The sequence below is a fragment of the Kribbella polygonati genome (assembly GCF_050320105.1).
In the GTDB taxonomy this organism is placed as follows: domain Bacteria; phylum Actinomycetota; class Actinomycetes; order Propionibacteriales; family Kribbellaceae; genus Kribbella.
The window spans coordinates 8,536,801-8,556,245 of sequence record NZ_CP190129.1 but is presented as its reverse complement, the minus strand read 5'-3'; the positions used below and the strand labels follow the sequence as shown (position 1 = coordinate 8,556,245).

Genomic DNA, 19,445 nt, shown 5'->3' with positions numbered 1-19,445 from the left:
CGATTGTCGAATCAGTCGGTGGTGGTGATGGTGGTTTCTATTTGGATTTGGGTGAGGCGGAGGAGGATTTTCTGGCGGAGGGCGTCGGGGGCGTGGTCGGAGCCGCAGGAGCGGTGGACCAGTTTTTTGACGCAGCGTTCCAGGTCGTACTCGTCGAGGCAGGGGGCGCACTCTTCGAGGTGCTGGCGGATCTGCTCGGAACTGGCGTCCTCGAGTTCGTTGTCGATGAAGACGTAGACCCGCTGCAGGATCTCCCCGCAGTCGGCGTCGTGGGGCTCGCCGCAGCTCACGACTCCTCCTTCTCCGCGGTCGCGTCGGAGGCCGACGGGGCCGCGTCCGTGCTGTCGTCCGGCGGGATCAGGCCGCGATCCCGGGCGTAGTCGCCGAGCAGGTCCCGCAGCTGCCGCCGGCCGCGGTGCAGCCGCGACATGACGGTGCCGACCGGGGTGCCCATGATCTCGGCGATCTCCTTGTAGGCAAAGCCTTCGACGTCGGCCAGGTACACGGCCAGCCGGAAGTCCTCCGGGATGGCCTGCAGGGCGGACTTGACGTCGGAGTCGGGCAGGTGCTCGAGGGCGACCGCCTCGGCTGACTTGAGGCCGCCGGGAGTGTGCGACTCGGCGGCGGTCAGCTGCCAGTCCTCGATCTCCTCGGTCGGCGACTGCGTCGGCTGCCGCTGACGCTTCCGGTATCCGTTGATGAAGGTGTTCGTCAGGATCCGGTAGAGCCACGCCTTCAGGTTGGTGCCCGGCGTGAACTGGTGGAACGAGCTGTACGCCTTCGCGAAGGTGTCCTGCACCAGGTCCTCGGCGTCCGACGGATTACGGGTCATCCGCATCGCCGCGGCGTACATCTGGTCCAGGAAAGGCAACGCTTCGCGCTCGAACCGCGCGGTGCGCTGCTCGGGTGTCTCGGTCGTGGTGGGAGTCGGCATCGGGATCGAGAATACCGGGGTCTTCCCAGAAGTCCTCGCCGGAGCCTCTCTCGTCGCCATCATGTCCGTCACAACACGCCCGGCCACGGGGGCATTCCCGGTGCTACCCGGACACCTCGCGGCCGACCCATTCGAACACAGCTTCGACCAGCAGGTCGTACGTCTCCTGCTGGTCCAGCTCGGCGCGCTTCGGCACCTTGAACGAGTGGTCGGCGTCCGGTACGACGGCCATCTCGGTCAGCGGCGGGAACTCCTCCGGCGTACCGAACGGGTCCCGCTCCCCCTGGACGACGAGCGTGGGCAGGCCGGCGCCGCGCAGTTCGTCGACACGCGACTTCTCCGGCTTGCCGGGGGCGTGCAGCGGAAAGGCCAGCGCCAGTACGGCGGAAGCCCCGAGGCCGCTCGCGGTCCGGCACGCGACCCGGGCGCCGGCGCTGCGCCCGCCGATCACCAGCGGCGTCCGGACCCGGAGCTGCCCGATGATCGCGATCCACGCCTCGTCGAGCACCTTCGGCGCCGGCGCCAGCTTGCGGCCGGCCCGCCGCCAGGGCTGCTCGATCAGGAACACGTTGATGTCCTGCTTGGGCAGCCGTGCGGCCAGCGCGGCCAGGTCGCCCGACTCGATCCCGGCCCCGGCACCGTGACCGAGGGCCAGCGTCGCCACCGGTCGGCGGGCGCGGTGCGCCACGATCCGGGCCTCACCGTGCGGCGTCCCCACAATCCGTTCGTCGGTCACCCGCCCCATCCTGTCATCAGGACCGCGGGAAATCTCAGAACAGGGTGGTCGGTGCGTCCTGTGGGTCTTCGCCGTCCGGCGGCAGCGGGTCGAGCAGGTGCGGGCCGTTGTTCTTCACCGAGCTGACGGCCTTCGAGACGGCGTACGCCTCGAGGCGGCCGGGCGCGGCCGGTACCAGCAGTTCGAGCAGGTCGTCGGGGTCCGACGACAACGGGTCGAGCCAGGCGTCGTACCGCTCACGCTCCACCAGCAACGGCATCCGGTCGTGGATCCGGCCCAGGTCGTCGGTGGAGGACGTGGTCAGCACCGTGCAGGTCCAGAGCCACGCCGCGTCCTGGTCCGGGTCGGCGACCGACTTGTCCCGCCAGATCTCGTACAGCCCGGCCATCGCGAGCACGCTGCCGTCCGGTGGGTGGATGAAGTACGGCTGCTTGACGGGCTTGCCGTTCACCTTCTCCTCGGCGGTGTACCACTCGTAGTACCCGTCGGCGGGGAGGATGCAGCGCCGGGTCGCGAACGCCTTCTTGAACGCGGGCTTCTCCGCGACGGTCTCCATCCGCGCGTTGATCAGCCGGCTGCCGATCGAGGTGTCCTTGGCCCAGGACGGCACCAGCCCCCACTTGACCGTGGTCAGCTTCCGGACCGTGGTGTCCGGCTGCTCGCGGTCCTTGCGCTCGACCACGGCGATCACCTGGTTGGTCGGGGCGATGTTGTAGTTCTCGCCGAGCTCCTCGACCGACTCGCGCACGTTGCCGGCCTCGATCTCGAACTCGGCGACGAGGTCGGACGGGGACCGGCTGGAGGCATACCTACCGCACATGAGCCCCAGCCTAGACCGGGGCAGATCACATAGTCCGATCTATATAACTGTGCCTATACTTGTCGTATGAGTACTCGGACCGCCACGATCGGCGAGGCGCTGTTCGGGCTGGCGACGGTCGCGATCCGGCGCCGGCCGCGAACGCTGAGCCTGACCGCGGCCTCGGTGCTGTCGACGCTGGAGCGCACCGGCCCGCGGCGGCTGACCGACCTGGCCGTCAGCGAAGAGGTGACCCAGCCGTCGATGACCGCGCTGGTGACCCAACTCGCCGACCAGGGCCTGGCCGAGCGCCGCCGGGACGCCGCCGACGCGCGGGTCGTGCTGGTCGCGATCACCGCCGCCGGCAGCCGCCGGCTCCGCGACATGCGGGCCGAGGGCGCGGTCACGATCGCCGACCTGATCGACAAGCTCGACGACCAGGACGCCGACGCGCTGCACGACGCCACCCCCGCACTCCTCCGCCTGATCCAACTGGCCGGCGAGGACCAGGACAGCCGTACCCCGTTGCCGAAGAGGTGACCAGATGAACTACGACGCCGAAGCCCGGCGCACTCCCCTTCCCCAGAACCGACGTCTCGGCGAACCGGCGATCGTCGTCGGGCTGGACGGTTCCGGCACCAGCTGGGACGCCTTCGCCTGGGCGGCCGGCGAGGCGCTGCGTACGAACGGCCGCCTGGTCGCGGTCTACGTGATGCCGTACGCCGATCCCACCGCCGCCCTCGGTGTCCCGTACGACTACGGCGCCGCACAGGAGAACCGGCAGCAGTTGGCCGCCGAGATCGAGGCGGAAGCAGAACGCCGCGCCGAGGAGACCGGCGTACAGCTGAGCTTCGTCAGCGAGTTCGGGGACGCGATCGGGACGCTGTCCGGGGTCGCTCGGGAGGTCGACGCACGGTTGGTCGTGGTCGGCCGGTCGGCGAAGCGCTGGCACCGGTTGACCGGTTCGCTCGGCCACCGGCTCACCTGCCGCAAGGACGCCCCGGTCGTCGTTGTCGTGCCGTAACCGCCCCCACCGGAGGTCGGCCTCCGGGTAGCGAGATATACTTAGCATTGCTAAGCAATTTTCTCTCTCCTGGGGAAGCGCTGTTGTGACTTCACGTCGTTTCGCGGTCGAGAAGGACCACCCGCGGTACAAGTGGGTGGCTTTGTCCAACACGACGCTCGGCGTCCTGATGGCGACGGTGAACTCGTCGATCGTGATCATCTCGCTGCCGGACATCTTCCGCGGCATCAAGCTCGACCCGCTCCGGCCGGGGAACGTCAGCTACCTGCTCTGGATGCTGATGGGCTTCCTGGTCGTGACCGCGGTGCTGGTCGTCACGCTCGGCCGGCTCGGGGACATCTACGGCCGGGTCAAGATCTACAACCTCGGATTCCTGGTCTTCACGATCGGCTCCGTGGCGCTGGTGTTCGATCCGCTGACGCAGGGCGCCGGTGCGCTCTGGCTGATCGTCTGGCGGGTCGTCCAAGGTGTCGGCGCGGCGATGCTGTTCGCGAACTCGACCGCGATCCTCACCGACGCGTTCCCGGCGGACCGGCGCGGCTTCGCGCTCGGGATCAACCAGGTGGCCGCGATCGGCGGCTCGTTCATCGGGCTGATCGTCGGCGGCGTACTGGCGCCGGTCGACTGGCGGCTCGTCTTCTTCGTCTCGGTCCCGTTCGGCCTGCTCGGCACGGTCTGGTCGTACCACAGCCTGCGCGAGACCAGCGCCCGTACGGCGGCCCGGATCGACTGGTGGGGCAACGCGTTGTTCGGGATCGGCGTGACCGCGATCCTGGTCGCGATCACGTACGGGATCCAGCCGTACGGCGGGCACGAGATGGGCTGGACCAGCCCGTGGGTCCTGGGCGGGCTGATCGCCGGGCTCGCCCTGCTGGTGGCGTTCTGCCTGGTCGAGGCGCGTACGACGGACCCGATGTTCGACATGTCGCTGTTCCGGATCCAGGCGTTCTCCGCGGGCAATCTCGCCGGCCTGCTGTCGTCGATCAGCCGGGGTGGACTGCAGTTCATGCTGATCATCTGGCTGCAGGGCATCTGGCTTCCGCTGCACGGCTACAGCTTCGAGAGCACGCCGTTGTGGGCGGGCATCTACCTGCTGCCGTTAACGATCGCCTTCCTGATCGCCGGACCGCTGTCGGGCTACTTCTCCGACCGTCTCGGCGCCCGTACGCTCGCCACCGGCGGACTGCTCCTGGTCGCGGTGAGCTTCGCCGGATTGATGGTCCTGCCAACGGACTTCAGCTACTGGGCCTTCGCCGGCCTGCTGGTCCTGAACGGCGTCGGCTCCGGCCTCTTCTCGGCGCCGAACACCACCGCGATCATGAACAGCGTCCCGGCCAACCGCCGCGGCGCCGCGTCCGGCATGCGCGGCACGTTCCTGAACTCCGGTACGTCGCTGTCGATCGGCGTGTTCTTCACGATGATGATCGCCGGACTCGCGACGACCCTGCCGCGAACGCTGACCGACGGGCTGCACGCGCACGGCGTGCCGCAGGCCGTTGCCGCCGGCATCGGAAACCAGCCGCCGGTCGGCAGCCTGTTCGCGGCGTTCCTCGGGTACAACCCGATCGGCACCGCGCTGAACGCCGTACCGGCGTCCGCGATCAAGGGGGCGGACCTGGGCACGCTGACCAGCAAGCAGTTCTTCCCCGAGCTGATCTCCGGGCCGTTCCACCACGGGCTGGTGATCGTGTTCGCGGTGGCGATCGCGATGTCGCTGGTCGGCGCGGCGGCGTCGCTGTTCCGCGGGCCGCGGTACATCCATCTGGAGCCGCAGCCGGAAGCGGTGCCGGCGGTTCAGGAGTCCTGAACGGTCACCTGGCCGTCGTCGATCGCGGCGGCCAGGGTCGTCCGGCCGGCCAGTAGCTCGTCGGCGACCTTCGCCGGGATCGTCACCACGGCATCCGGCACAGCCTCCGGTACGACGGTCATCGACGCCAGGTCGATCCGGCAACCGCTCCCCTCGACCCGCAGCTCGACCACCCCACCGAGGTCCCGCAGGAGCGCGGCCAGCGGAAGCAGATACCAGTGGTGCCGGACCGCGTCCGTCTCCTGGTGCGCCGCCAGCAACGGACTCCCCCACGCGGCCAGCGCCGTCACTACCGGCACCAGCTCGCGCCCACGATCGGTCAGGTCGTAGACCCGCACCGGCGCCGCGGGCGCGAAGGTCCGGCGCTCGACGATCCCGTCGGCCTCCAGCTCCTTCAACCGGGCCGCGAGTACGTCGGTACTGATCCCCGGCAGGTCCGCGTGCAGATCCGTGTACCGCCGCGGGCCGAGGGCCAACTCCCGGACGATCAGCAGCGTCCAACGTTCACCGACCACGTCGAGTCCACGGGCGACGGCGTCGTACTGCGCATAGCTCCGGCGAGGCATGCGGTCCACCATAGCTTGGACCTCCCAAGCGCGTACTTGGAATAACCAAGTACGATGCGGCCCATGGAGTTCAGGCAGTCCACCAAGCTGACCGGCGTGTGCTACGAGATCCGCGGCCCGGTGGTCGAGCAGGCCAACGCACTCGAGGCCGCCGGCCACAGCATCCTCCGGCTGAACATCGGCAACCCGGCACCGTTCGGGTTCGCCGCCCCGGACGCGGTCCTCGCGGACCTGATCGCCCGGCTTCCGCATGCCCACGGGTACACCGACGCCCGCGGCATCAGCTCGGCCCGCGAGGCGGTGGCGACGTACTACGCCGATCATGGTTTCCAGGGCATCGACGAGCGCTCGGTCTACCTCGGCAACGGCGTCTCCGAGCTGGCCGGGATGGCGATCCAGGCCCTGGTCGACACCGGCGACGAGGTGCTGATCCCGAGTCCCGACTACCCGCTCTGGACGGCGGTCACCCGCTTCGCCGGCGGCGTACCGGTGCACTACCGCTGCGACGAGGACTCCGGCTGGCAGCCGGACCTCGCCGATATCGAGGCGAAGATCACCCCGCGGACGAAGGCGATCGTGGTGATCAACCCGAACAACCCGACCGGTGCGGTCTACTCCCCCGACGTACTGCGGCAGATCGCCGAGCTGGCCCGCAAGCACGAACTGATGGTCTTCAGCGACGAGATCTACGAGCGGATCGTGTACGACGGCGCCGTCCACCACCACTTCGCCGCGCTGGCTCCCGACCTGGTCTGCCTGACGTTCGGCGGGTTGTCGAAGAGTCACCGGATCGCGGGCTTCCGGGCCGGCTGGCTGATCGTCTCCGGACCCCGCGCGGCCGCGGCCAGCTACCTCGAAGGCCTGACCATGCTGGCCGGGATGCGGCTCTGCCCGAACGCGCTCGCCCAGCACGTGATCGAGGCCGCGCTGGCCGACGACACGATCGACGACCTGGTCCGCCCGGGCGGCCGGCTCGAGGTGCAGCGGACCACCGCCTGGCAGACGCTGAACGAACTTCCCGGCGTCTCCTGCGTCAAACCGCTCGGCGGGCTGTACGCGTTCCCGCGGATCGATCCGGAGGTGCACCGGATCAAGGACGACGAGCGGTTCGTGCTCGACCTGCTGCTCCGGGAGAAGATCCACATCGTCCAGGGCACCGGCTTCAACTGGCCGGACCCCGACCACATCCGGATCGTGACGCTGCCCGAAGCTGGTGACCTGGAGGTGGCGATCCGCCGGATCGGGCGCTTCCTCGACAGCTACGAGCAGTAAGTAAGGAGAGGCCATGCGAGTCGTGGTGCTGTGCGGCGGCGAGAGCTCGGAGCGGGACGTGTCCCGGTCGTCCGGCTGGGCGGTCGCGAAGGCGCTCACCGAGCGCGGCCACGAGGTGGTGCTGATCGACCCGGCGGCGCCGGAGCCGGTGCTGGCCGAGCGCGTGTCCGTCGACGATGCCGCGGTACCCGTGCCGTCCGTGCCACCGTCGGCGGCGGAGCGGGCCGCGCTCAGGGAGCGGATGTACGCCGCCCTCACCGGCGGGCGGGTCCTGGAGGAGCTGCGGCGAGCCGATCGGGTGTTCGTCGCGCTGCACGGCGGCTGGGGTGAGGATGGTCACGTCCAGGCGCTGCTCGAGCTGGCCGGAGTCCCGTTCACCGGCGCGGGCCACGACGTGTGCGCGGTGGCCTGGCACAAGGGCCGGAGCCAGGCGGTACTCGAGGCGGCCGGGATTCCGGTGCCGCCGCGGGTGCTCTACAACGCGGCGGAGCAGCCCGAGCCGCCGGTCGCGGTCAAGGACCTGCTGGCGCGTGGACCCGTGGTCGTGAAGCCGGTCGCCGACGGGTCGAGTGTCGCCGTACGGAAGGTCGACTCGCTGGAGGAACTGCGCGCCGACGGTGAGGTGCTGGTCGAGCCGTTCCTGAGCGGGCGCGAGTTCACCGTCGCAGTCATCGGTGCGACGACGCTGCCCGTGGTGGAGATCGAGCTGACCACGGCGGTGTTCGACTACGAGGCCAAGTACCAGCCGGGCGCGGTCCGGGAGGTCTGCCCGGCCGACGTACCGCCGCACTTCGCCGAGCAGCTGCAGGAGCTCGCGCTCCGGGCACACCGGGCGCTCGGGTTCGGTACGACGTACTCCCGGGCGGACTTCCGCTGCGACGCGTCCGGTACGCCGTACTGCCTGGAGGTCAACGCACTCCCCGGACTCACGCCGGGCAGCCTCGTCCCGGTCGCCGCGAAGGGCGCCGGGATCGGGTACGCCGAGCTCGTCGAGCGGTTGCTGACGGCAAGCGGCGGCGGATCGCCCACCCCGTGTTAGGCGATCCGCCGCCGGTCGAAGTGCGCCCGGCCGCCCCCCTGTTGGCGGCCGGACGCAGGTCTCAGGTTCTGGCCAGCTCGTCGAGGAGCCTCCCGGCCATCGCGTCGCTACCGGGCAGGCCCTCGATCCAGATCCGGGCCAGCTGCGGTACGTCGGTGTCCAGCCGCCACTGGGTGATCAGGGCTCGTACCGTCGCGACCTGCTCCGGCAGGTTCGGCTCGCGGCCGACGAGCGCCGCCGCGCGGCGTGAGCCGACGCGGCCCAGTACGTCACCGCCGCAGAAGACGATCCGCAGGCACTCCGCGACGTCGACGAGCCGGAGCTCGCGGTCGAACGGCGAGGTGCCCTCCGGATTGAGCGGTTCGACAACCACCAGTGCGTGGGTTTGCGGTACGGAAGTTCCACGGAATTCCGCCTCTCGGTAGAGCTCGCCGAGCCGGGACCGCAGGTGCGCCAGGCTGGACAGCCCGGTCAGCGGGTCCTCGCAGGACAGCGAGTGCAGGTAGACAAGCGATGCCTCGGCCCAGCTGGAACTGAGTGCGCGTACCGCGGCGAAAGCCGGCTCGCCCCCGGCGATCGAGCGGTACAGCGCACTCAGCCCATCAAGTGCCTCCACCAGCGAGACTCCGTCGGCCGCGAGGCGGCGTCCGGTCTCGTCCGACGCAGGCACGACATCGGCACCGTCCCGCAGCGCCTCGGCGATCGCGAGATAGGCGCTGTGGTCGGTACCAGCTGTGCCGAGCGGTTCCCTCCGTCCGCTCGGTGGTGCGGTGGACGACGCCTCCGGCGCGATCCGGGCGGGCGACCCCGCCAGGTTCAGGGACTTGGCCGGACGCAGGTCGAACCGTCGACGGATGTCCGCGAACAGCGACATGGTCCTCCTCAACTAGCCCCGTCAGTCTCCCGACCGGTCGGCCGGAAGCGTCGTACGCCGAAGAGACAGCGGCCATGACGGTTCATGACGCGGATTTCCAGAAATTTTTTTGGCGTAACTTCGGGACTGGCGATGTCGTAAGGAAAGAGGCACAGTTTCCGCGTCATGGATGATGCACAGAGCCGTCCTACGTGGGAGCCTTGTCTCCGGCGGTACGTGACGATCCGTCACGTCGTCGTACACAGAGTTAGCGGGGAGATGGATGGAGACGCCAGAGGGTCCGAGTGACGCCGAGTTCATCGCGCGCGTCCGCAACGGCGACCTGGAGGCGTACGGCGAGCTGTACGCGCGGCACCACCACGCGGCCGAGCGGATGGCCCGCCAGCTGGTGCCGGCCAACGACGCCGACGACCTGGCCAGTGACGCGTTCGCGAAGGTGCTGGACGCGCTGCGCGCGGGCGGCGGCCCGGACGTCTCGTTCCGTGCCTATCTGCTGACGACGGTACGGCGGGTGCACGTCGACCGGATCCGCTCCGGCAAGAAGGTGCAGACCACCGACGACATCGCGTCGTACGAGCGGGAGCCCGAGACGTTCGACGACCCGACCGTGACCGGGTTCGAGAGCGGTGCGGCGGCCAAGGCGTTCGCGAGTCTCCCGGAGCGGTGGCAGGCGGTGCTGTGGCACACCGAGGTCGAGGGCGAGAAGCCGGCCGCGATCGCGCCGCTGCTCGGGCTGACCGCGAACGGCGTGTCCGCGCTGGCGTACCGGGCCCGCGAGGGTCTGCGGCAGGCGTACCTGCAGCAGCATCTGGCCGACGTCGCCGGCGACCGGTGCCGCTGGACGACCGAGCGGCTCGGCGCGTACGTCCGCGGCGGCCTGACCAAGCGCGAGAACAAGAACGTCCGCGAGCACCTGGACGAGTGCGCGAAGTGCACGGCGGTGTACCTCGAGCTCGTCGAGGTCAACAGTGCGCTGCCGGCGCTGCTCGCCCCGGCCCTGCTGGGCACCGCGGGCCTCGGCTACCTGGCCGCGGCCTCCGGCGCGAAGATCGGGCTGGTCGGCTTCTTCGTCACCGGCTGGAAGAAGGTCACCGAGAACAGCACCCGGACCGCCGTCGCCGGCGGTGCGGTCGTGGTGGTCGCGGTCGCCGCCGCGCTCGCGGCGATGGCGCTGACCGGCAACCACACCCCGCCGGCCGCGATCGACCAGCCGTCACAGCCGTCCCAGCCGACGGTCCCGCCGGCGAACCCGACCAACAATCCGACGCAGCCACCGGTCAAACCACCGGTCAAACCGCCCACGAAGCCACCGGCCACCAAGCCCACGCAGCCGCCGGCCTCCAACCCGACGACGGCGCCGACAACGGCTCCCACGACCGCGCCGAGCACGCCGACGCCTACTCCGACACAGACCACGACGGTCCCGACCCCACCCCCGACCAAGCCGACACCCCCGAAGCCGACCCCGACCACGCCGATCCACTACCCCGGCATGGTGACCATCAGCATCCCGCGCAGCGGCGGGGCGCCGACAACCCAGCAGGGCGGAGGTACGCCGACGGCGCAGCAGGGTGAGGGCAGGCCTGCCACCGGACAGGGCGGCGGGTCCACCGCCGGACAAGGCGGAGGTGCGCCTGCGGCGCAGCAAGGCGGCGGGGGTGCCGCCGGACAGGGCGGAGGTGCGCCTGCGGCGCAGCAGGGCGGCGGGTCCGCCGCAGGACAGGGCGAAGGTGCGCCCGCGGTGGGACAGGGCGGTGGGGCGCCCGCGCTGCAGCAGGCCGACGGAGGGTCGGGTGGCGGTGTGGTGGCGCCGCGGGCCGGAGCGGCGAAGCCGGGAGCGGGGTCTGGGGTTCGGTTTGTGATCACGATCAAGCCGCCGGCCAAGAATCCGAACCCGGTGGTGATCCAGCTCACGTACGGCGCTGAGCTCGAGTGGCCGTTGAGTACGAACCCGCCGGGCTGGACCTGTGTGAAGGCGACCGGCAGCTGTACGGCGGCCGACTCCGCGAACCCGCAGCCGATGTCGGTGACGTTCGACGCCCCGACCGGCGGCTCGGCCGCGGACCGCACGTTCACGGTCAGCGCCAAGACCGGCAGGCTGTACGACTCCGACGCGGCCACCGTGGAACCGAAGGCGAGCACCGACGAGAACCTGTTGAAGATCCTCGACGGCAAGGCCGACCCGGACGTGCACCACCGGATCCTCACCGTCGCCCCGCGCGCCAACCGGACCAAGGTCACGCTGAAGATCACGTACGGCGACGCGCTGGAGTGGCCGATCGCGACGAACCCGGCCGGCTGGAAGTGCTCCCAGACGACCTCGATCTGTACGGCGACCAACCCGGACAAACCGGCTCCGCTGGCGGCGGACTTCGACGTACCGGACAAGTCGCCGGCGGCCGAGCGGACGTTCACGGTGGCGGCGCAGGCGGACCTGGTCAGCGACACCGACTCCGAAGTGCTGCCGGCCGTGCAGCAGGACGAGTCACTGCTGCAGATCATCACCCCGACACCGGGCCAGGACCCGAACCCTCGTGTCTACAACAGATTCCTGAAGGTGAACGGCGCCGCCGGTGAACGCGTGACGTTGGACATCTCCTGGGGACACAATCTGTGGCTGTGGCCACCGGTAGATGACGGCTGGATCTGCGAACGTAGCATCGACATGAACAGCGCGACTTGCTCGACGGACAACTACAAGAAGCCGTTGAACTCGGAGTGGAACGCGTTGTTCCCGGGCACCGGTCCCGACAACACCGTCACCGTGCACGCACGGGTCGGCGGCCGCGAGGACACCGACAGCGTACAGATTCCGCCCAGCCAGTCGCGCCGGTGAAATTCGGGTTGCCGAGGTCCCTTATGCTGGTTGTTGTTCGCGCTGACGGAACCAAGTAGCGCCGTACCGCACGTCCGAGAGAGTCGCCGGTAGCTGGGAAGGCGACACGTGCGGCGGTGGCGAAGACACTCCCGAGCGACTGCTGTGCAAGAGGCCGGGCCGATCAGGCCCGGTGAAGGTGTGGTGGCACCGCGAGATTCCCCTTCGCCCACACCTCCGGGGTTCGAGAAATGACCTGGAGGTGAAACAGCAATGCGCATTCTCAGCCATGAGATCCCCTCAGCAGTAGGCCAGTCCGTCACGGTGGCCGGCTGGGTGCACCGAAGACGACGGCTCGCCGCCGTCAGCTTCCTGATCCTGCGCGACCGGTCCGGCCTGGCCCAGATCGTCGTGAAGGGTGCTCCCGAACAGCTGGACTCGTTGACCGAGGAAACAGTTGTCGAGGTGACCGGTACGGTCGCCGCGAACGCGCAGGCGCCGGGTGGCGCGGAGATCGTCGACCCGGTGATCACGCCGCTGACCGAGCCCGCGGAGACGCCGCCGATCGAGCTGTGGCGTCCCACCGTCGGCGCGGGGCTGCCCGTCGTCCTGGACAACGCACCGGTCGCGCTGCGGCATCCCGTCGTACGCGCCGGGTGGGAGATCGCCGCGGCCGCGCTGCACGGCTTCCGGGAGGCCTTGAACGGTCAGGGCTTCACGGAGATCCAGACGCCGAAGATCGTCGGTACGGCGACCGAGTCCGGGGCGAACGTGTTCGCGCTGGACTACTTCGGCGGGCCGGCGTACCTGGCGCAGTCGCCGCAGTTCTACAAGCAGCAGCTGGTCGGGGTATTCGAGCGGGTCTTCGAGGTCGGCCCGGTGTTCCGGGCGGAGCCGCACGACACGGTCCGGCACCTCGCGGAGTACGTGTCGCTGGACGCGGAGTTCGGGTTCATCTCCGACCACCGCGACGTGCTCGCCGTCCTGCGGTCCACGATCGCCGGGATGCTGTCGGCGGTGGAGACGCGGGCGGGCGGCGCCTTGGAGCGGCTCGGCGTGACGGTGCCGGAGATCCCGGTCGACGTACCGGTGCTGCACTTCACCGACGCGCTCAAGATCGCCGGCGCGGACCCGGACGAGCCGGACCTGGCGCCCGCGGACGAGCGTGCGGTCGGCGAGTGGGCGGTGCGCGAGCACGGCAGCGAGTTCGTCGCGGTCGAGGGCTACCCGATGGTGAAGCGGCCGTTCTACACGCATCCGCAGCCGTCGGACCCGCGCTGGTCGAACTCGTTCGACCTGCTGTTCCGCGGCGTCGAGCTGGTCACCGGCGGGCAGCGGCTGCACCGGTACTCCGAGTACGTCGCGGCGCTCGAGGCGCGCGGCGAGTCGGCGGAGTCACCGGCGTACAGCTCGTACCTGCAGGCGTTCCGGCACGGGATGCCGCCGCACGGCGGGTTCGCGATCGGGCTTGAGCGGTTCGTGGCCCGGCTGACCAAGGCGGAGAACGTCCGCGAGGTCACGCTGTTCCCCCGCGACCTGCACCGGCTCACCCCCTGATGGAGACCACCGAGTCGGTTGTCGCCGAGCTGAACGTTGCTCTTGGCACCGATTATCAGGTCGTGCGGCAACTGACCGGTGGTCTGCAGTCGACCGCGTACGTGCTGACCGGCGACGTCGTGCTGAAGTGGACCGACGACCCGGGCTGGGCTCCTCGGGTCCGGCGGGCGGCCGAGCTCGTCCGCCGCGCCCGGGCCGTCGGCTACCCCACGCCCGAATGGCTGGCGGTCGGCACGACCGCGGCGGGATCGCCGTACCAGCTGCAGGAACTGGTCCCCGGCCGCGCGCCGGTGCTCGATCTCGCGCTGGCGCAGGAGGTGATCGGGATCTGCGAGCTGCAACGGGACCTGATCCCCGAGGATCATGAGGTGACCTGGTCGGCCTGGTCCCACGGCGTCGTCTTCGACGGCTGGGACGGCGTGTGGGAGCGCGTGCTCAGGTATGGCGACGAGGCGTCCGAGCTGGTACGCCGGTACGCCGAGCTGTGCGCGCCGTACCGCGACGACGTACTGCCGCGGCACGACTTCGTCCACGGCGACCTGAACATGGGCAACCTGCTGGCGTCGCACGGCCGGATCACCGGCATCGTCGACATCGAGGCCGCGGGCAGCGGGTCCCGCGCGTACGACCTCGTGACGCTGGCCGCCTCCGCGACCCGCGACGGCGCCGCGCCTGGTGTCGACGAACTCCTCCTCGAAGCTGCCTTGAAGGCGAGCGGGCGCGCTACGGTCGCGGTGTGCGCCGGTGCCGCGTTCGCCTCGGTCGCCGAGTTCGTCCACGACCGCGGGACATACTCACAGGACCTGGTCAACCAGGGCGGCCGCCGCCTGCTGGACCTGCTCAGCTGACGGTGACCGGGGTGGCAGCACTGGGCTGGCTGCTGTTGCCCACATTGTCGGTGCTGACGGCAACAACCCGATAAGCCCCGGCCGCGGGCGTGGACGTCCAGGTGACTTGATAGTTGGCGGTGGTTGACGAGCCGATCGCCGTCCAGTTCGCACTCGTGCAACTACCGGAGTAGCCCGCGCAGTAGTAGTACGCCACCGCTTTCACCCCGGACCCCGTCCCGTCGTCCGCGGACCCGCCCAACACGGCACCACTGCTGACAGCAACCGTGATGTTGAAGCTCGCCGACGGGGCTGTCGACGCCAGGCCGGTCGCGGAGGCGGTGAGCGTCAACCCCAGCCCGGTCGCGCCGAAGACCACGCCGCCGAACGTCGCCCGCCCGTTCGCGGCTGTTGTCGCGGAGGCCCCGGAACTGATCGTCCCGGCCGACGGGGTCAGCGTGACCACGACCCCGGAGACGGCAGCGGGGTTACCGTTCTGGTCCTGCAGCTGAACGGTGACCGCGGGCGTCAGCGCCGTACCGACGTACCCGTTGCCCGGCCCCTGGACGAGGACCAGCTTGCTCGCCGCACCCGCGGTCACCGTCACCTGGGGTGAACCCGCAGTAAGGGGTACTGCGGAGCCGCTGCTGCTCGCGCGAGAGGCTGCAGGGAAGGCCACGGTCTGAGCTGCGGCAGGGGCGGTCACGCGGTTCGAGCTGGTGCCGTACGTCACCGTCACCGAGTTGCCGGCGTCGCAGCTCTGGCTCACGGTGATCGTCCAGGGCCCGCTCCCGGCGATCGACGGCGTACCGACTCCGCAGCTGCTCGGGCCGCTCGCGGTCACGTTGCTGGTCGTCGGTGCGGTCCAGCCCAGCGGCACCGTCAGCGTGATCAGCGACTGGTTGGTGAACTTGCCGGTCGTGGCCGTGAAGGTGAACACGAGTTGGTTGGTGGTGGAGCCTGCGGTCACCGTCGTCGGCGAGACCGCCATCGTTCCGTCGCCGCTGGCTGCGTTGCCCGCCGCGAACGCCGCCGGGCCCGCGACGACGCCGACGGCGACGAGGACGGCCAGGAGCGCGATCAGCCAAGTGCGTTTGATGCTCATCACTGGTGTCCGTTCACGGTTGGGCGGGAGATGGTGGGTGGCGTGGTGTCGACCGTCAGTTGGGTGGCGGGGCTCGGGGCGCTGAGGTTGCCTGCGGCATCTGTTGCCACGGCGACGATCCGGTACGGGCCGTCGGCAGCGAGCGGTGCGGCCGAGTTGACCGGGAAGCTGGTGGCCGCGGCGGTCGACGAGCCGAGCAGGGTCCAGCTGGCGCTGGTGCAGCTGCCGGTGACTCCGGCGCAGTAGAAGTACGCGACGGACTTGACGGACGAGTTCGCGTCGGTCGCGGCGTCGGTGAAGGTGACGGCCTCGTTCCCGACGAAGGTGCCGAAGGTGACAGCGGCACTGGCGCCCGGTGCGGGAGCTACCGGCGCGGTCACGTCGTACAGGACTGTGTTGTCGGTGCTTGTCGAGGTGGTGTTGCCGGCGCCTGCGGCGTCGTGGGCGACGTCAGGGGCGATCGACACGGTGACCGTGCCGGTGGTCGTCATTCCGGTCACGGCGATGTTGTACGTCGTACCGCTGCCGGTGACCGTCGCCGTCGCGCCGGCTGGGGACATGGTCACGTCGGAGCTGGTGAAGTCGCTCACGGTCTCGCTGAACACGGCGGTGAAGTTGATCGTCGCGGCCGAGGTCGGATCGGCCTGGCCGGCGGCCTGGTTGACCGTCACCGACGGCCGCGTGTTGTTGACCGTGACGTTCGCAGTCGGCGCGCTCGTAGCAGTCCAGGTGGCGAGTACGGCGGTCACCGTGTAGCGATAGGTGCCGTCGGCAACACCCGGGTCGGCACATGACGTACCTGTCGTCGGCTGCGCCGGGGACGTGCCGCACGCGGCCGCCGTCGTACTGTCGCTGTTCCGCACTCGGGTCACGTAGTAGCCCGTCGCCTGCGCGGATCGCGCCCAGCTGAGTTGGACCGTGCCGAGACCTGGAGTAGCGACCGCGCTCACGTTGGCCGGCGCGTCGAGCGTGCCTGTGGCGGCACTGCCGGTGCCGGCGCCGGCAGCGGTCCAGAAGGCCCAGGCGACTCCACCGCTGGTCAGAACGAGCAGGACGAGGCCGAGCATGAGCAACGCGCGTCGAATCATGGTCAGCTCCCCTGTCCGGAGCCTGAGTAGGCGAGGGTGATCGTGGCGCCCTTGCAGCCGTCCTGGTTGGTCGCGGTGTCGAGCATGGCGACCTGCGGGGCGGAGGCGGCCGGTGGTGTGGCGGTGCCGTTGGCCGGGATGGTCAGCGGGTACGCGCCGGAGTACTGCGTGATCTTGTAGTCGGCGGTGCCGCACGGCTGGTTTTGGCTGATCGCGTACGGCGTACGCGTGATCGAGGTGATCGCGACGGTCAGGTTCGTCACTGAGACCGGCTTCTTGTTCGGGTTGGTCAGTGTGAGGTCGAGCGGGCGGGAGATGCCCGGGGCCAGCTGGCCGGTCAGGTCGCCGCTGATCGTGAACGGCTTGCCGCTGGTGAGCAGGACCAGTTGGACGGAGGCGTACGCGTACTGCGTGAGTCCGGCCGGGGTGGTACCGGACGCGACGAGGTACAGCGTGTAGGTGCCGTCGTCGGCCGAGGCGGGCGTGGTGATCTGCAGTGTTGCCGAGGTACCTGTGGCCGGGTTCGGTGTGAAGGCCGCGGTCGCGCCGGTGGGCAGGCCACCGAGCAGGCCGAAGGTAACCGGACCTGGGAAGTTCGTGCGGGTCAGCTGCAGGGTGTACGCCGCGATGGACCCGGGCGCGAGGGTGACCGACGCGGGAGTCGCGGACAGGGCGATCGAGCTTGAGAGCGGCGCGTTGACGGTCAGGCCGGCCGCTATGGATCCGGTGACCTTGCCGCTGGTGCCTTGGACGGTGAACGTGAAGGAGCCGGTGGGTGTCGTGGTCGCGGTGTTCACGGTCAGCGTTGTCTGCGCCGTACTGCCCGAGGTGAGTGTCACCGACGGCGGGCTGAACGTGGACGAGGCACCACTGGGCAGGCCGGTGGCAGTGAGTGCCACGGTGCCGGTGAGGCCGCCGGTCGAGGTGACGCTGATCGTGTACGTCGCCGGCTGGCCGCGAGTCACCGACTGGCTGGCCGGTGTGAGGCCCAGCGTGAGGCCTGGTTTCGGCGGCTGGGTGGCGTACGCCAGGCCGGCCGCGGCGAGCAGCAGGCACAGGCCGGCGATCACGAACCTGATCACCCGGCGCGGCGCCGTACGCGTGCCTCGCATCTGTTGCTCACTCCCCCCGAGAACTGCTGCGGTCCCGGCCCGGACGAGGCGCTGGGTCGATGAAGCGCCCCGCCCGGGAACCCGGGAAACCGCGACGACGAACTAGTTGCTGGACAGCGTCAGCGTGACCGTGGCGCCCTTGCAGGAGTCCTGGTTGGTCGCGGTGTCGGCGAAGGTCAGCGTGCCCTTGGTAGCCAGCTGGACGCCCGAGGCGCCGGCCGCGATGGTCTGGTTCTCGGCCACCGGCGCGATGGTGAACCAGGTCGGGTCACAGGTTCCGGAGGCGGTGACGACCGAGGTCACCGTGCCGACTTGCAGGCTGGACGAACCGGGGTTGTCCGCCGTGAACGTGACGGGCGTGCTGCCACCCGGCGTCAGACCGGCCGCGAAGCTCGCGTGCAGCGTGACGGTGCCGTTCGCCGACGCGGTCGCTGCCGAGCCGGTGCCCGCACCCGTCGTACTCCAGTAGGCGAAGGCGGAGCCGGCGCCGATGACGAGGGTGGCGGCTGCGGCGATGATGATCTTCTTCTTGCGGTGCATGGCGGTTTCCCTTTCCCCCCGACCCCCAGTGGGCCGTCTTCCGGAAGGCTGTCAGCAACGCGCGCCTCCGTCTGTCGGGCGATCGGTCAGTTCTTGTCGGCCGATCGGTGGTATTCAGGTGCTGTGAATTCCGAGACTGAGCAGGCCGTTCTGGCGGCGGTCGACGACCGGCGGATCGTCGGCGAGCTGCGGGAGTTGGTACGGATCCCGAGCGTCGACGGGACCGCCGCCGAGGTCGACGTACAGGCGTGGTGTGCCGAGCGTCTGCGAGCGCTCGGGATGGCCGTGGACCACTGGCCGCTCGAGCTGCCGGTGGACGATCCGGCGTTCCCCGGCATGGAGGTCGAGCGGCCCGAGGCGTGGGGATGCGCCGGCGTGCTCGGCGGTACGGCGACGCCGGCCCTGATCCTCAACGGACATGTGGACGTGGTCCCCGGTACGGCGTTCGAGGGGCGCGTCGAGGACGGCGTGATGTGGGGTCGCGGGACGTGTGACATGAAGGGCGGTGTCGCGGCGATCCTCGGCGCGGTCGCCGCGATCGTTGCCGCAGGCATCGAATTGCGGAGGTCGTTGGCCGTGCACACGGTGATCGGCGAGGAGGACGGCGGGGCCGGTGCGTTCGCGACCTTGCGGCGCGGGCATCGCGGCGCGGCCTGCCTGATCGCGGAACCGACCGCGGGCACGGTGATCCCGGCGAACGCGGGCTCGCTGACGTTCCGGCTGGAGGTGCCGGGGCTCGCGACGCACGGCTCGACGCGCGGTCGCGGCGTGAACGCGATCGAGAAGTTCGCCGTGGTCCAGGCCGCCCTGCAGGACCTCGAACGCGAACGCAACCGCGATCCGCACCCGCTCCTCGCCCATCTCGACCTGGCGAACCCGCTCTCCGTCGGCACGATCGCCGCCGGCGACTGGGCGAGCACGGTCCCGGATCGGCTGGTCGCGGAGGGACGGTACGGCGTACGCCTGGGTGAAGGTGTCGCGGAGGCGCGGGCCGCGTTCGAGGCGGCCGTGGCGGACGCGTGCGCGAAGGACGACTGGCTGCGGGAGCATCCGGTGCGGGTGAGCTGGCCGGGTGGCGAGTTCGCGTCGGGCATGCTGCCGGACGGGGACCCGTTGCTGGCCGACACGGTGCGGGCCGTGGCTGACATTCGTGGGGAGGTCCCGGCGGTGCGGGGAGCGCCGTACGGGTCGGATCTGCGGCAGTACGCCGCAGCGGGCATTCCGACGCTGCAGTACGGCCCGGGTGACGTCCGGTACGCGCACGCGGCGGACGAGCACGTCGTACTGGCCGACGTGCTGCAGGCTGCCAGGGTGTATGCCCTGCTGGCTGTCCGGCGCTGCGGTTGATAC

General features: G+C 70.1%; 19 protein-coding genes. 9 read left to right on the top strand and 10 right to left on the bottom strand.

Features of this window, described 5'->3' with window-relative positions:
* Positions 1-11: 11 nt before the first annotated feature.
* From rsrA to ACQHIV_RS41240, 4 genes are all read right to left on the bottom strand, one after another.
* Complete coding sequence (gene rsrA, locus ACQHIV_RS41255; protein WP_325037436.1) at positions 12-290, bottom strand: mycothiol system anti-sigma-R factor; 279 nt, start codon at positions 288-290, stop codon at positions 12-14.
* A complete protein-coding gene (locus tag ACQHIV_RS41250) occupies positions 287-934 on the bottom strand; it encodes a sigma-70 family RNA polymerase sigma factor (protein ID WP_427890083.1) in 648 nt (215 codons plus the stop codon). The genes rsrA and ACQHIV_RS41250 overlap by 4 nt, the downstream gene beginning before the upstream one ends.
* A 103-nt stretch (positions 935-1,037) precedes the next feature.
* Positions 1,038-1,679 (bottom strand): alpha/beta family hydrolase, encoded by a 642-nt coding sequence (locus tag ACQHIV_RS41245; protein ID WP_427890081.1) that lies wholly within the window; start codon positions 1,677-1,679, stop codon positions 1,038-1,040.
* Positions 1,680-1,704: 25 nt separating this feature from the next.
* The gene (locus ACQHIV_RS41240; protein WP_427890079.1) at positions 1,705-2,490 is read right to left on the bottom strand and encodes an SOS response-associated peptidase; all 786 of its coding nucleotides are present in this window, start codon (positions 2,488-2,490) and stop codon (positions 1,705-1,707) included.
* A 66-nt stretch (positions 2,491-2,556) separates the two neighbouring features.
* Between ACQHIV_RS41240 and ACQHIV_RS41235 the strand changes: the two genes are divergently transcribed.
* The 3 genes from ACQHIV_RS41235 to ACQHIV_RS41225 all read left to right on the top strand — a co-directional run bounded on the left by ACQHIV_RS41235 (position 2,557) and on the right by ACQHIV_RS41225 (position 5,300).
* A complete protein-coding gene (locus ACQHIV_RS41235; protein WP_427890077.1) occupies positions 2,557-3,009 on the top strand; it encodes a MarR family winged helix-turn-helix transcriptional regulator in 453 nt (150 codons plus the stop codon).
* Between the two features lie 4 nt (positions 3,010-3,013).
* Entirely contained in the window at positions 3,014-3,493 is a 480-nt protein-coding gene (locus ACQHIV_RS41230; protein WP_427890075.1) for a universal stress protein, read from the top strand.
* A gap of 85 nt (positions 3,494-3,578) precedes the next feature.
* Positions 3,579-5,300 (top strand): MFS transporter, encoded by a 1,722-nt coding sequence (locus tag ACQHIV_RS41225; protein ID WP_427890073.1) that lies wholly within the window; start codon positions 3,579-3,581, stop codon positions 5,298-5,300.
* On the opposite strand, the gene ACQHIV_RS41220 is transcribed toward ACQHIV_RS41225, so the two are convergent.
* Positions 5,288-5,866: a winged helix-turn-helix transcriptional regulator gene (locus ACQHIV_RS41220; protein ID WP_427890071.1), complete on the bottom strand. Its 579-nt coding sequence runs from the start codon at positions 5,864-5,866 to the stop codon at positions 5,288-5,290. The genes ACQHIV_RS41225 and ACQHIV_RS41220 overlap by 13 nt on opposite strands.
* A gap of 63 nt (positions 5,867-5,929) precedes the next feature.
* Between ACQHIV_RS41220 and ACQHIV_RS41215 the strand changes: the two genes are divergently transcribed.
* Positions 5,930-7,138 (top strand): pyridoxal phosphate-dependent aminotransferase, encoded by a 1,209-nt coding sequence (locus tag ACQHIV_RS41215; RefSeq protein ID WP_427890069.1) that lies wholly within the window; start codon positions 5,930-5,932, stop codon positions 7,136-7,138.
* A 13-nt stretch (positions 7,139-7,151) separates the two neighbouring features.
* Positions 7,152-8,177: a D-alanine--D-alanine ligase family protein gene (locus tag ACQHIV_RS41210; RefSeq protein ID WP_427890068.1), complete on the top strand. Its 1,026-nt coding sequence runs from the start codon at positions 7,152-7,154 to the stop codon at positions 8,175-8,177.
* A 61-nt stretch (positions 8,178-8,238) separates the two neighbouring features.
* Here ACQHIV_RS41210 and ACQHIV_RS41205 read toward each other — a convergent pair whose 3' ends face one another.
* Entirely contained in the window at positions 8,239-9,051 is an 813-nt protein-coding gene (locus ACQHIV_RS41205) for a hypothetical protein (protein ID WP_427890066.1), read from the bottom strand.
* A gap of 262 nt (positions 9,052-9,313) precedes the next feature.
* On the opposite strand from ACQHIV_RS41205, the gene ACQHIV_RS41200 reads away from it, so the two are divergent.
* The 3 genes from ACQHIV_RS41200 (at position 9,314) to ACQHIV_RS41190 (ending at position 14,271) form a co-directional block, all read left to right on the top strand.
* A complete protein-coding gene (locus ACQHIV_RS41200) occupies positions 9,314-11,887 on the top strand; it encodes a sigma-70 family RNA polymerase sigma factor (protein WP_427890064.1) in 2,574 nt (857 codons plus the stop codon).
* Positions 11,888-12,139: 252 nt separating this feature from the next.
* Positions 12,140-13,423 (top strand): aspartate--tRNA(Asn) ligase, encoded by a 1,284-nt coding sequence (gene aspS / locus ACQHIV_RS41195; RefSeq protein WP_427890062.1) that lies wholly within the window; start codon positions 12,140-12,142, stop codon positions 13,421-13,423.
* Positions 13,423-14,271, top strand: a complete 849-nt coding sequence (locus tag ACQHIV_RS41190; RefSeq protein ID WP_427890060.1) for a phosphotransferase family protein — start codon at positions 13,423-13,425, stop codon at positions 14,269-14,271. Before aspS ends, ACQHIV_RS41190 begins: the two co-directional genes overlap by 1 nt.
* Here ACQHIV_RS41190 and ACQHIV_RS41185 read toward each other — a convergent pair.
* The 4 genes from ACQHIV_RS41185 to ACQHIV_RS41170 all read right to left on the bottom strand — a co-directional run bounded on the left by ACQHIV_RS41185 (position 14,264) and on the right by ACQHIV_RS41170 (position 18,095).
* Positions 14,264-15,355 carry a hypothetical protein gene (locus tag ACQHIV_RS41185; protein ID WP_427890058.1) on the bottom strand — a complete coding sequence of 364 codons (1,092 nt, stop codon included), beginning with the start codon at positions 15,353-15,355 and terminating at the stop codon, positions 14,264-14,266. The genes ACQHIV_RS41190 and ACQHIV_RS41185 overlap by 8 nt on opposite strands.
* Positions 15,355-16,443: a hypothetical protein gene (locus ACQHIV_RS41180; RefSeq protein WP_427890056.1), complete on the bottom strand. Its 1,089-nt coding sequence runs from the start codon at positions 16,441-16,443 to the stop codon at positions 15,355-15,357. The genes ACQHIV_RS41185 and ACQHIV_RS41180 overlap by 1 nt, the downstream gene beginning before the upstream one ends.
* 2 nt (positions 16,444-16,445) lie before the next feature.
* Positions 16,446-17,555, bottom strand: coding sequence for a hypothetical protein (locus tag ACQHIV_RS41175; protein ID WP_427890054.1), 1,110 nt, complete (start codon positions 17,553-17,555; stop codon positions 16,446-16,448).
* A gap of 102 nt (positions 17,556-17,657) precedes the next feature.
* Positions 17,658-18,095 carry a hypothetical protein gene (locus ACQHIV_RS41170; protein ID WP_427890052.1) on the bottom strand — a complete coding sequence of 146 codons (438 nt, stop codon included), beginning with the start codon at positions 18,093-18,095 and terminating at the stop codon, positions 17,658-17,660.
* Positions 18,096-18,218: 123 nt separating this feature from the next.
* On the opposite strand from ACQHIV_RS41170, the gene ACQHIV_RS41165 reads away from it, so the two are divergent.
* Positions 18,219-19,442 (top strand): ArgE/DapE family deacylase, encoded by a 1,224-nt coding sequence (locus ACQHIV_RS41165; protein ID WP_427890050.1) that lies wholly within the window; start codon positions 18,219-18,221, stop codon positions 19,440-19,442.
* The last annotated feature ends 3 nt before the right edge of the window (positions 19,443-19,445 follow it).

Coding starts and splice junctions, on each gene's coding strand:
- aspS (WP_427890062.1), top strand. CDS start 12,140: ATGCGCATTCTCAGCCATGAGATCCCCTCAGCAGTAGGCCAGTCCGTC.
- ACQHIV_RS41245 (WP_427890081.1), bottom strand. CDS start 1,679: ATGGGGCGGGTGACCGACGAACGGATTGTGGGGACGCCGCACGGTGAG.
- ACQHIV_RS41185 (WP_427890058.1), bottom strand. CDS start 15,355: ATGAGCATCAAACGCACTTGGCTGATCGCGCTCCTGGCCGTCCTCGTC.
- ACQHIV_RS41190 (WP_427890060.1), top strand. CDS start 13,423: ATGGAGACCACCGAGTCGGTTGTCGCCGAGCTGAACGTTGCTCTTGGC.
- ACQHIV_RS41215 (WP_427890069.1), top strand. CDS start 5,930: ATGGAGTTCAGGCAGTCCACCAAGCTGACCGGCGTGTGCTACGAGATC.
- ACQHIV_RS41250 (WP_427890083.1), bottom strand. CDS start 934: ATGCCGACTCCCACCACGACCGAGACACCCGAGCAGCGCACCGCGCGG.
- ACQHIV_RS41240 (WP_427890079.1), bottom strand. CDS start 2,490: ATGTGCGGTAGGTATGCCTCCAGCCGGTCCCCGTCCGACCTCGTCGCC.
- ACQHIV_RS41200 (WP_427890064.1), top strand. CDS start 9,314: ATGGAGACGCCAGAGGGTCCGAGTGACGCCGAGTTCATCGCGCGCGTC.
- ACQHIV_RS41235 (WP_427890077.1), top strand. CDS start 2,557: ATGAGTACTCGGACCGCCACGATCGGCGAGGCGCTGTTCGGGCTGGCG.
- ACQHIV_RS41180 (WP_427890056.1), bottom strand. CDS start 16,443: ATGATTCGACGCGCGTTGCTCATGCTCGGCCTCGTCCTGCTCGTTCTG.
- ACQHIV_RS41175 (WP_427890054.1), bottom strand. CDS start 17,555: ATGCGAGGCACGCGTACGGCGCCGCGCCGGGTGATCAGGTTCGTGATC.
- ACQHIV_RS41220 (WP_427890071.1), bottom strand. CDS start 5,866: ATGCCTCGCCGGAGCTATGCGCAGTACGACGCCGTCGCCCGTGGACTC.
- ACQHIV_RS41230 (WP_427890075.1), top strand. CDS start 3,014: ATGAACTACGACGCCGAAGCCCGGCGCACTCCCCTTCCCCAGAACCGA.
- ACQHIV_RS41205 (WP_427890066.1), bottom strand. CDS start 9,051: ATGTCGCTGTTCGCGGACATCCGTCGACGGTTCGACCTGCGTCCGGCC.
- ACQHIV_RS41170 (WP_427890052.1), bottom strand. CDS start 18,095: ATGCACCGCAAGAAGAAGATCATCATCGCCGCAGCCGCCACCCTCGTC.
- ACQHIV_RS41210 (WP_427890068.1), top strand. CDS start 7,152: ATGCGAGTCGTGGTGCTGTGCGGCGGCGAGAGCTCGGAGCGGGACGTG.